10 protein-coding genes are annotated in these 10,636 nt (G+C 48.4%); 5 read left to right on the forward strand and 5 right to left on the reverse strand.

Annotated features, from left to right (window positions below; all coding sequences use genetic code 11):
* Positions 1 to 38: 38 nt before the first annotated feature.
* The 4 genes from DXZ20_RS24310 to DXZ20_RS24325 form a co-directional block, all read right to left on the reverse strand.
* Positions 39 to 1,424: a serine/threonine protein kinase gene (locus tag DXZ20_RS24310; RefSeq protein ID WP_163701523.1), complete on the reverse strand. Its 1,386-nt coding sequence runs from the start codon at positions 1,422 to 1,424 to the stop codon at positions 39 to 41.
* Positions 1,425 to 1,516: 92 nt separating this feature from the next.
* Entirely contained in the window at positions 1,517 to 3,037 is a 1,521-nt protein-coding gene (dacB, locus tag DXZ20_RS24315) for a D-alanyl-D-alanine carboxypeptidase/D-alanyl-D-alanine endopeptidase (RefSeq protein WP_250565910.1), read from the reverse strand.
* A gap of 400 nt (positions 3,038 to 3,437) precedes the next feature.
* Positions 3,438 to 4,631: an A/G-specific adenine glycosylase gene (gene mutY, locus DXZ20_RS24320; RefSeq protein ID WP_163701526.1), complete on the reverse strand. Its 1,194-nt coding sequence runs from the start codon at positions 4,629 to 4,631 to the stop codon at positions 3,438 to 3,440.
* A gap of 69 nt (positions 4,632 to 4,700) precedes the next feature.
* Positions 4,701 to 5,048, reverse strand: a complete 348-nt coding sequence (locus DXZ20_RS24325; RefSeq protein ID WP_006516638.1) for a DUF760 domain-containing protein — start codon at positions 5,046 to 5,048, stop codon at positions 4,701 to 4,703.
* A gap of 413 nt (positions 5,049 to 5,461) precedes the next feature.
* Between DXZ20_RS24325 and typA the strand changes: the two genes are divergently transcribed.
* The 4 genes from typA (at position 5,462) to DXZ20_RS24345 (ending at position 8,871) form a co-directional block, all read left to right on the forward strand.
* Positions 5,462 to 7,258, forward strand: coding sequence for a translational GTPase TypA (typA, locus tag DXZ20_RS24330; RefSeq protein ID WP_163666517.1), 1,797 nt, complete (start codon positions 5,462 to 5,464; stop codon positions 7,256 to 7,258).
* Between the two features lie 306 nt (positions 7,259 to 7,564).
* Complete coding sequence (locus DXZ20_RS24335) at positions 7,565 to 8,233, forward strand: hypothetical protein (RefSeq protein WP_163701529.1); 669 nt, start codon at positions 7,565 to 7,567, stop codon at positions 8,231 to 8,233.
* Between the two features lie 57 nt (positions 8,234 to 8,290).
* The gene (locus DXZ20_RS24340) at positions 8,291 to 8,500 is read left to right on the forward strand and encodes a hypothetical protein (RefSeq protein WP_163701530.1); all 210 of its coding nucleotides are present in this window, start codon (positions 8,291 to 8,293) and stop codon (positions 8,498 to 8,500) included.
* 38 nt (positions 8,501 to 8,538) lie between these two features.
* Positions 8,539 to 8,871: a Uma2 family endonuclease gene (locus DXZ20_RS24345; protein ID WP_163701533.1), complete on the forward strand. Its 333-nt coding sequence runs from the start codon at positions 8,539 to 8,541 to the stop codon at positions 8,869 to 8,871.
* Between the two features lie 139 nt (positions 8,872 to 9,010).
* Here DXZ20_RS24345 and DXZ20_RS38560 read toward each other — a convergent pair whose 3' ends face one another.
* A complete protein-coding gene (locus DXZ20_RS38560; protein ID WP_348918721.1) occupies positions 9,011 to 9,133 on the reverse strand; it encodes a hypothetical protein in 123 nt (40 codons plus the stop codon).
* Positions 9,134 to 9,239: 106 nt separating this feature from the next.
* Between DXZ20_RS38560 and DXZ20_RS24355 the strand changes: the two genes are divergently transcribed.
* Positions 9,240 to 10,409 carry a DUF58 domain-containing protein gene (locus DXZ20_RS24355; RefSeq protein ID WP_163701536.1) on the forward strand — a complete coding sequence of 390 codons (1,170 nt, stop codon included), beginning with the start codon at positions 9,240 to 9,242 and terminating at the stop codon, positions 10,407 to 10,409.
* The last annotated feature ends 227 nt before the right edge of the window (positions 10,410 to 10,636 follow it).

Raw genomic sequence — 10,636 nt, forward strand, 5'->3', positions numbered from 1 at the left:
CTTTTTCATCGAGCACCACGCACCATGCACCACCAGTATTAAACTTCTTCATTGTAGGATTCATAGGTAATTGGGATTTGAGCCCAACTATCTAGTTCATCACAGAGCCAACGAATTTCTTGATAGCTACCATTAATGCGAATGGTGTGAAATGGCCCTTCGCTTCTCAATTTAATTTTATACTGAGGAATTTTGTCAGGACCTGCCGTCATGTGAGTTAAGGATTGCTTAAACAACACACTCTCTCTGTTTCCATGAATCTCTGTTAACGAGATCAGGGTGCCTTGAATCGACTTCTCAAATGTTATGGAGTAAATTGCGTGGCGTTTGCTCCGTTTATTCATATGGAAATAAATAAGCAGTAGAATGATGAGGGCTGGCCAGATCAAGCCAGTAACAACTAAGAGAATTAAAAGAACGCCTGCTAAAATATTACCAAAAGCACCAAAGGTTTGCGTTAGCCGACTGCTGATGACAGCTGGCAAGAGAAATTCGAGTTTGAATTTTTTAGAGGGTACCTGGATATTAAAATGCTCTTGGGTCTGGCTCAGCTGAATGGCGCTATTTTGGGGTGGTGGTACTCGGAGCGGATGAAGACCGTCGGTCGGGTGTGTGGGTGATTGATTGAAACGTTCCCGGGCAATGGCGGCTGTTTGAGGCCGTTTAGCAATGTCAGGTTCCGTTAGCCATTCTAGCCAATGGACAAATTCGGGGCTTAATCTGACCTGATCGGCAAACTGTAACCGCATATCTTTTTGCGGCAAATTAGCGGGGTGTAGCCCTGTAGCGAGGTAGATTAGTGTGGCTCCTAAACTGTACAGGTCTGAAGCTGGAACCGCTCGCCCGCCAAATTGTTCCAACGGCATATAGCCATAGGTGCCCACAATCGTGATTGTGCTACCTTGTTGTGGTGCTTGAATGCCACCAAAATCTACTAGATAAAGCTGTCCAGGATTGTTGCCAGTGCGCTCTGTGAGCAACAGATTGCTCGGCTTAATATCGCGGTGAATAACGACTGGTTTACGATCATGCAAGTAATCAAGAATGTTGAGTGCTTCTTGGGCAATGTAGTGCAGGTCTTCTTCACTAAAGGTGCGACCAGTCATAATCCAGTCTTGTAGAGACTTAGCCTCTATATAGGTCTGTACGAGTAAAAAACCTTTGCCCAAGTCTGTTTCAATATCCACAAAATCCAAGTATTGGGGAATTGCCGGATGATCTAACGACTGTAACGCTGCACTTTCCCGTTCAAAGAGTCTGAGGGTTTCCCATGTAAAGTCAACGTCAAATAGCAGCAGCTTGACGATAACGGTAGTGTCTGTCTGTAAGTCGGTGGCAACGAAGGTGCGACGTCCTGGTTTTTGGCTGAGGCGAGCGCGAATTTTATAGCGTTGGCACAGCACCTGATTGAGGAAGGGATCCATGGTATGAGGCGCTAGTCAATAGTGTAGGCAATGTGGCGTAGTCCCATTGGAACTAGATACAAGTTTATGGTGCTAAATTCCAGATCGTTCGATTAACAGTCCGATAGCTGAGCAATGTTAACCACAATTTCATCGATGATTGCTCGCATGGCTGTGGCTGAGAGATCGGCATTGTTTAAGAAAATGCTAAATACCATGGGTGGATGGTCTACAGGTTGAAGATAGCCAGCCAAGGATTCATTGTTGCTTACATATCCCGTTTTGCCTTGTAGATTTCCTTGAACGGGAGTGTTCTGAAACCGGTGGATTAAGTTTCCCCGTTCTCCAGCAACGGCGAGAGACCTGCGATAGACTTCGCTATGGGAGTGGAAGGCCATCGCTTGCAGTGTATCAACCAACGTGCGAGGGGTGACTAAATTGTGTCTCGATAACCCTGATCCATCCACCATTTGATAGCTATCTGAGTCAACGCCCAAGCCATCTAAAATCTCTTTGACAGCCTCTGTGCCAGCTTGCGTGGTGTCGTCGTATTCTGCTGCGATTGTTCCTAAGGACTTGAGTAAGGCCTCTGCATAGAGGTTGTTGCTATCTTGGTTAATCGTTGACAGCCATTGAGAGAGTGGCGGTGATATGACTGTTGCCATCTCTGGCATTGGTCGATCGGGCCAGCTGGATGTCAGCGCGGTTAAATCTACTGGAGTGCCGGTCTGGCGCAGGCTATTCGCTAGTTGTTCCATAAAGTGCTCCCCTGGCTGGGTGATGGCAATGGCAAATGGATCTGGCCCAGCATCAACGCTGAGGTTACCAAAGACATGCAAAATGGGTTGGCTCCAATCACGACCAACGTCTGCGGTTAAAGGCTCGCCTGCTGCCACGGTGCTGGAAGTGTTGTGTATTTCCCAACGAGTAGTCTGCTCTGGGGTAGCCCACTCCACCCGTAGTGGTTGGCCCACCTCTGTTGGGTATAGGGTCACCCCTAAAGCATTTTCATTTAAAATCAGACCGTTGGCTGAGGCTCCATAACCTGCCAATACATCTTCCCATTCCCAGTTGGGATGCACAGTGCGGCCAGCAAAGTAGCTGTCATATCCTAATAGCTGATCGATTTTTTTGATTCCCTGCTGGGTAATTTGCTGCGTTAGGCTCTGGAGTTGGTCGTCGCCAAACGTAGGGTCGCCTCTTCCTATGACATACAAATGGGTCTGTTCGCCCTGTTGCTGGAGGTGGGCTGAGGTCTCGATTTGAAAGTCTGGGCCTAGTTGCTGGAGCGCGGCGGCAGTGGTCAGGAGTTTTAAGGTGGATGCAGGAACAAACCATTTGTCGATATTCCGTTCCAGAATAATCTGGCGTTCTGAAGGCTGAGCTGCTTGGGTTTCTATAAGTAGTCCCAGATGGGCTCGGGTGAGGTTGGGGCGGGTTGCGATCGCATCAATCTTGTCCACCAAGTCTGCCCGACAATAGCGTTGGGCAACAGCTGCTTCCCCTGATAGCCAGAGACTCAGTCCCCAGATCAAGCCGAATACCCCCTTTATGGACACATAAAAGAATGTCTGTAGCCTCTGGGATGACCCAATATCAGTCTGTTCAGGTTTCTGGACGCATTGAAGAGTCATGGCAGTTCTAAGTAAATAATGCAACCTGCTTTAAAGAGGTTAGCTAGAAAATTTACTAACACCCTGATGACAATGGATATTGTTTGAAGTCTTAGTGAAGTCGCCGTTCAACTCCGGATATAACCCGATATATCGAGCATGTTGGAGTGGTAGATGCACCCTGATTCCGAGCCCTGGAGATGCATCTTTGGGGCTCTTTCTTCTCCTTTTAGAGGGTGTAACACTCAAAACGTGTAGACTGTTCAATGCACACCGTACACTGACTTGTCGCCCTTGGGAAAACTCAAGATACAAAAGTAAAGCTTGTTATCTGACATTAGAGAAGACATAACAACAATATTGCCCTTCGTACTTCTTAACGTCTCCGAGACTTTTTCCCATTATTCAGATGGCGGGCTGTTTACCCTTTAGCCTGTTCTTTAATTGCGTCAATAATTTGACCGTTCGCCTTAGGAAACGGGTAACTATCAATTTCATCCAGGGTAACCCACTTGATTTCATCACATTCAATGGGTTTGGGCTCACCGCTGATGTGGGTACAGTTAAAGACATTCAGCGTCACCTTAAAGTGGCTATAGGCATGGTCAACCGTAATTAGCCGGTCGTTGACCTCAATATCGATATCTAATTCTTCTTTAATCTCCCGCTTGACGCATTCCTCAAAACTTTCGTTAGGCTCGATTTTACCCCCAGGAAATTCCCATAGGCCCCCCAGTAGGCCTTCTTGCTTACGACGGTCAATGAGAATGCGGCCATCATTGTCGTGGATAACAGCGACACCAATTTGCTTATGGGGCAGAGGAGCACGAGATTCGGTCATGGGTAGTTCAGACTGTAGATTTTGACGGTAAGCGGTGCAGTAGCTTTGCCATGGGCATAGCAGGCACGATGGCCGATGACGGGTGCATAGGGTGGCGCCCAGATCCATAATTGCCTGGTTAAAGTCGCGGGGATGCTGTGGGTCCAAGAGTTGCTCGGATAGCTGCCACAGTTCTTTCATGGCTTTTGCTGGAGGCTTTGGGAGGGCCACCAGTCGAGCCAACACCCGTTTCACATTACCATCAAGGATGGCGACAGGTTGGTTGTAGGCGGCACTGAGGATGCCTCCGGCGGTGGTGCGGCCAATACCGGGGAGTGCGATCGCATCCTCAAACACCTCTGGAAACACGCCATCATGCTGCTTCACAATCAACTGTGCCGTCTTGTGTAAGTTGCGAGCTCGAGCGTAATATCCCAGCCCTTCCCAGGCTTTAAGTACAGTTTGCTGGTCAGCTTTAGCCAGGTCTGCCACTGTCGGAAATAACTTTAACCAGCGCTGATAGTAAGGCATGACCGTTTTGACCTGGGTCTGCTGCAACATGATTTCCGAGATCCAGATGGCATAGGGATCTCGACTGCGTCGCCAGGGTAAATCACGACCTTGTTCGCCATACCAAGTCAGTAAAGCTTGCCGTAGTGCGGGGGCCGCATGCCCTAGATTGGCAGTCCCCCCAAAACTTAAAGCAGATGCCTGGGATAAGGACATCTGCTTTTGGCTATATTTACCGTCAGCACTGTCGTGCACGCTGTATTGTGTTCTCTTTGCCTCACCCACCGTGGATCAATCTTGACTGTTGTTTCTGATCCTGCCATGGGTGAGCGCATTTGCGCGATCTAGACCGCGTTATTCATGTAGGTCAGTTTCCAGGCTACCCATCAGTGTGGTTTCCATGGCCAGACGTTGCTCAGCGCCTTTAAGGAAATAGCCACCCATCATGGCCGAAGCTAGCAAGCGACCTAGATTCTCACGGCTAGTCGTGACAGAGACATCAAATCCTTCAGAGGGTAGACCACCCAGCATCGCAATGATGTTATGTTCCATTGCCTGCATGACATCACTTGATACCGGACGCGATAGCTGTGCCACTGTCTCTGTTTCCATAGACTGCACATATTGCATCAGAGAATTGCCCTGTACAGCAGCCCCACCCATAAATTCGGAATTTGTGTTGTTAAAAGACTCGTTAGTCATGATTGCCTCACTCAAAACGTGGCTGGTAGCGGCTGTTAGGTCTTTTGCCGCTGTAATGCCAATTTAACAAAGCCATTTGAATCCTCGTAGTGGGTAGAACCGAACTGCGAGGTGGGGATTTTCTCTGGAGAGACGTTGTATGCAATGTCTGTATATCAGAATGGAACCTATAGGTTACGAATGGGGAAATTGATTATTTCTCGATAGAAGAGTGAACAATTTCCTGAGCTTAGAAACTTTGCAATGGAGAATTGGCCAGATCATAAGGGCTATTTTCATGGCCCACTGCCCATTCCCTATTCCCCATTTCCTGACAATCCATATAGCTTTGACCGACATCGCTGCTATCTAAGCTACAATTGTTAAGGTTTTTTACGAAACATCACACCGCTAGTTCTGGAAGTTCCAACCCAATGAGCCTTCCCATCCGTAACGTTGCAATCATCGCGCACGTAGACCACGGCAAAACAACCCTGGTCGATTCTCTCCTTCAGCAGTCTGGTATTTTTCGGGAAGGTGAAGACGTTCCCACCTGTGTCATGGACTCCAATGACTTGGAGCGTGAACGCGGTATTACGATTCTTTCTAAGAACACAGCCGTTCACTATCAAGACACGCTGATCAACATTATTGATACCCCTGGTCACGCTGACTTTGGCGGTGAGGTAGAGCGCGTACTCGGTATGGTAGATGGCTGCATCCTGATCGTGGATGCGAATGAAGGGCCGATGCCTCAAACCCGCTTTGTGCTTAAAAAAGCATTGGAGAAAGGTCTACGTCCCATCGTGGTCGTGAATAAGATTGACCGCCCACGGGCAGAGCCCATGGGTGCCGTGGATAAGGTTCTGGATCTGTTTATCGAGCTGGGTGCTGATGACGATCAGTGTGATTTCCCCTATCTGTTTGCTTCTGGTTTGGCTGGCTATGCCAAAAATGAGCTAGAAGACGAAGATAAGGATATGCAGCCTCTATTTGAGGGAATTTTGCATCATGTTCCACCACCAGTCGGTGATTCTGACAAGCCTTTACAGTTGCAGGTCACTACCCTGGCTTATTCCGAATATTTAGGGCGGATTGTGATCGGTAAGGTTCACAATGGGACTATCCGTGCTGGTGAGCAGATTGCGCTAGTCAAAGAAGACGGCAAGATTGTTAAGTCTAAAATTTCGAAGCTGATGGGTTTTGAAGGCCTACAGCGCACTGACATTGAAGAAGCCACCGCTGGCAACATCGTTGCAGTCGCCGGTTTTGCCGATGCCAACATTGGTGAAACCCTCACATCTGCTGACAACCCCCAAGCCTTGCCGTTGATTAAGGTGGATGAACCCACGCTGCAGATGACGTTTGCCGTGAATGACTCCCCATTTGCAGGTAAAGAAGGTAAGTTTGTTACCTCTCGTCAGATTCGCGATCGCTTAATGCGCGAGTTGGAAACCAACGTAGCGTTGCGTGTGGAAGAAACCGATTCTCCCGACCGCTTTGGCGTATCTGGTCGTGGTGAGCTTCACCTAGGTATTTTGATTGAAACCATGCGTCGTGAGGGCTACGAGTTCCAAGTGTCTCAGCCGCAGGTGATTTTCCGTGAAGTCAATGGCCAGCCCTGTGAGCCCTATGAGCAGCTGGTGATGGATGTGCCTGAAGATGCTGTGGGCGGCTGTATGGAGCGCCTGGGTCAACGTCGCGGTGAAATGCAGGACATGATGGTGGACGGCAATGGCCGTGCCCAGCTTGAGTTTGTGGTACCTGCCCGTGGTCTGATTGGCTTCCGGGGTGAGTTTATGCGCCAAACCCGTGGTGAGGGCATCATGAACCATAGTTTCTTGGATTATCGCCCCATGTCTGGTGATGTGGGTGCTCGCCGCAACGGTGTGCTGATTGCCTTTGAGGAAGGTGTGGCCACGTTCTACGCATTGAAGAATGCTGAGGATCGCGGCATCTTCTTTATTGAGCCTGGTACTAAGGTGTACAAGGGCATGATCGTTGGGGAGAATAATCGGCCTCAGGATCTGGAGCTGAATATCTGTAAGGCTAAGCAGCTAACCAACCATCGGGCAGCGAGTGGTGATGAGCTAGTGCAGTTGCAGACACCCCAGGAAATGGGTCTAGAACGGGCGCTGGAGTATATTGCGTCGGATGAGATGGTTGAGGTAACGCCTGAGTCGATTCGTCTGCGCAAGATGCCGAAGAAGAAGCTAGCGAAGAAGCGTTAAGGGTTGGTCTGTAAGCGTCCCCTGAGCGGAGTCGAAGGGGATGTTGGCTTCGACTCCGCTCAGGCAACGGTGCTGCTCAGGCAACGGCTTCTCTGGGATGGTTACGGTTGGTAGATAAATTTGTGAAAATGCCCCGATGGTTGAGTGCCATTGGGGCTTTGTTGTGTCGCACAACTTACGATTTTTGTGCTCTCATATTTTTAGAATGAAATAGCTCTACTAGCATTAAAGAATCATGCGGTTTGGTTGATGTGTGCATTGAAAAAATTAGAGAAAAGCATTTCAAACCATATATTTGGTCATACTATGCCGCTGCATGAGTTCAAAAAAATTGTCCAAGGCACTACCCATAAACATCGTCACAATCTTGGAAAACTAACCGCCTCTGGTTTTGGTAGTGATGTTGATACTCTGTGTAATCACATTCGCTATCTCAGGGCAGGTAGTATTGGGCAATTGTTTTGGGATGAATCGTGGAAACAAGTTGTAACTGATGTAGCTGATCACATTGGTATTGAATGGTTAGCCACCCTCAAAGGACGACGCTGGAAACAATTAGAAACTCATGAAATTGAAACAGCTGTGGTCGCTAAGGTTTTTCAAGATATGTTCGACCGCCTGACTCTAGAGCAACAAGAGCAAGTAATTATGGAGACGCAGCGCAGTAGTAATGACCCCAGAGTAGAAGCTTTTTTACGTACAGGTAGTGTTATGACTGTTGCTAAGGTCAGTGGGTTTGGTGTGTATCTGATGGCCAGCACCGTACTTGGAGGGCTGACTAGCACTCTGGGTATTACTTTGCCTTTTGCTGTTTATATGGGAATGAGTCAAGCAATTGCCCTCGTGATTGGTCCAGTGGGTTGGTTAGCCCTTTTGGGCGGTCTCTCATTTACGCTTAACCAGCCCAACTGGAGTCGTCTTACTTTGGCCGTAGTTTATGTTTCAATGATTCGCAATTCTCCTGCGACAAAATAGCTCTGGTAGTAAAGTGAGCCAGTCATTTAAGGCTCTTGGTTGATTCCTGAAACTCTTTTGTGGAAGTGGTGCGAGATTGTCACTGACCTCGATAATCTCCAAACCAAAATCAACACCCTCCGCACCCTCCAACCCCAAACCGCCATCGAACTCGATGCCCTGCTCCCGCCATCCTCGACAAAGCCTTCAAAGGCCATGTCTAAAGACCTATCCACCCATCACCCAAATCCCATCACCCCACCGCTGAGTAAATTGCGCCTGTACTAGGCTTAAACCCAGGTTCCATAACGAGTTGAGGGTTCCTTATGGTTCAGGGGCGGGTAGCAAGCCCGATGAATTTTGAGGCTTTCCTGGATTGGTATCCAGACGATGGTTATCGGTATGAATTGATTGAGGGAGTTGTGGTTGAGATGTTGCCAACCGGTCCCCATGAAGATATCGGCGGCTTTTTGAGCGCAGAGTTCAATTTTGAAATTCGGCGCAATCAGTTGCCTTATTCGATTCCTCGTACTTGTCTAGTGAACCCCCATGCAGAAAAGTACCAAATTCGATGGTTTGTAGGGGGAGAAAAGTTGGTTTCTGGGGTATTTCCTGAGTTGGATTTGACTACAGATGCCGTATTTGCATCAGGGACTTAAATCTCATCTGGATCAATGCCGAGCGATCGCAACTTCTCTGCTAAAGCGTCAGCTCAGGTGAGATAACGGCCTTGGGGTTTCCTTCTTCGTAATAGACAAATAAATTGCCAGACACATAAACGCTGCCACGGCTTTTGAATTACAGTCTGGGGGCTTCAACGCCATAAAACCAATAATCGCGGGTAGCGTCACTTTCCGCTATTGGCTGGCCGTCGGACTCAGGATATGTAACGTTGTGTAGCGTAGAGCGGATATCTGGCATGGTTAAATCGCTCAGAAGCCATCTATGGTGTCATTAGTTTAACCTAATTACTTAGGGCATCCTGAAGCGCAGAAAGGCAGCCAATCGTTCTTTTCGGGCATAGTTGATGTTTTTATTAAAACGTTTATCTCATTGGATGGAAGCCAACTGGGTGACCCCTGCCTATAGTGGTTGGGTGTTGCTGGGGATTACGCTATGTTTTTTCGGCGCGGCAACTAACACCATGGCAGGTTGGCTGTATGTGATTAGTGGCATCATGATTGCCTTATTGTCGGTGTCGTCGATTTTGCCGCAGCGAGCGTTGCATGGGCTATCTGTGGCTCGACAAATGCCTCGACCTGTCTCGGCAGGAGAGGCTCTAGCGATGGTGGTGACGCTGAAAAATACCACTGCTTCCCCCAAGAATTTGCTCCAGATGCAAGACCTTGTACCTGCTAAGTTAGGGCCTAAGCCGACCCATGCCATTGCCAGTTTGCAGGCGCGATCGCAACACACTTGGCGTTACGAAATTCCGACTGAAAAGCGAGGTATTTATACCTGGCCTGATGTCCGTCTACGAACGGCGGCCCCTTTAGGATTGTTCTGGTGCAGTCGTTTGCATGCCGCTCACGCAAAGGCTGTCGTCTATCCTCAAATACTGCCCTTAGAGCGTTGTCCAGTCATCGACTCCTTGGGCGATGAAACAGGACGGCGGCAGCTGCAAAAAACGGCCATCAATGCCAGTGGCACGGAAGGTATCACTCGTGCTCTGCGCCCCTATCGCTGGGGTGACCCCACTCGATTAATCCACTGGCGCACCAGTGCCCGCTACGGAGAACTGCGGGTGCGGGAGCTAGAGGTGTTAACCAGTCACCAGAGTTTAATTATTGCCTTAGATACCTCTGAGTCATGGGATATTGATAGTTTTGAACGAGCCGTAATCGCAGCAGCATCACTCTATCACTATGGTCAGCGCCAAGGTCTGGCGACTCAGTTTTGGAGTTCCAGGACGGGGCTAGTGCATGATTCAACAGCGGTTTTGACGGTGTTGGCAGGCATTCAACTAAACGATGTCGGTAATCAAAAATTGCCAGCCCCACCCATCATATGGCTGACAGCGCAAGCGGGTAAACAATTGCCCCGCAACAGCGCTGAAGTTTTGTTTTTATCAAAAACTGCCGCCCACTCTAGTGAGTATCTTCCCAATGAAAGCGAGATTTCTGGCTTGGTGATTAATCCTGTCGATGATCTACAACAGCAATTACAAAATAATCTGAATGCCAGTCCAACAGTTTAAAAAGCGCCTTCATTACTCATATGCCCAGGCGAATGGACGATGGATTGTAGTTTGATATGTCAGATCTGGCGGCTCTTTTCTGGAGATTCTTTTCAACTAAGAGTCTCTTTCGTAGGTTCTTTTCTTTGATAATTTCTTGTATAGCGTTCCTATTTGATTGGTGAGAATGTTCCATACATATGCATTTTGGGAAAGTCAAAGAGTTCCAGGGCACAAAACTGCTCAAA

This window comes from Adonisia turfae CCMR0081, assembly GCF_011009555.1.
GTDB lineage: Bacteria > Cyanobacteriota > Cyanobacteriia > Phormidesmidales > Phormidesmidaceae > Leptothoe > Leptothoe turfae.

Coding starts and splice junctions, on each gene's coding strand:
- DXZ20_RS38560 (WP_348918721.1), bottom strand. CDS start 9,133: ATGCCAGATATCCGCTCTACGCTACACAACGTTACATATCCTGAGTCC.
- DXZ20_RS24335 (WP_163701529.1), top strand. CDS start 7,565: ATGCCGCTGCATGAGTTCAAAAAAATTGTCCAAGGCACTACCCATAAA.
- DXZ20_RS24310 (WP_163701523.1), bottom strand. CDS start 1,424: ATGGATCCCTTCCTCAATCAGGTGCTGTGCCAACGCTATAAAATTCGC.
- DXZ20_RS24345 (WP_163701533.1), top strand. CDS start 8,539: ATGGTTCAGGGGCGGGTAGCAAGCCCGATGAATTTTGAGGCTTTCCTG.
- typA (WP_163666517.1), top strand. CDS start 5,462: ATGAGCCTTCCCATCCGTAACGTTGCAATCATCGCGCACGTAGACCAC.
- DXZ20_RS24355 (WP_163701536.1), top strand. CDS start 9,240: ATGTTTTTATTAAAACGTTTATCTCATTGGATGGAAGCCAACTGGGTG.
- dacB (WP_250565910.1), bottom strand. CDS start 3,037: ATGACTCTTCAATGCGTCCAGAAACCTGAACAGACTGATATTGGGTCA.
- DXZ20_RS24325 (WP_006516638.1), bottom strand. CDS start 5,048: ATGACTAACGAGTCTTTTAACAACACAAATTCCGAATTTATGGGTGGG.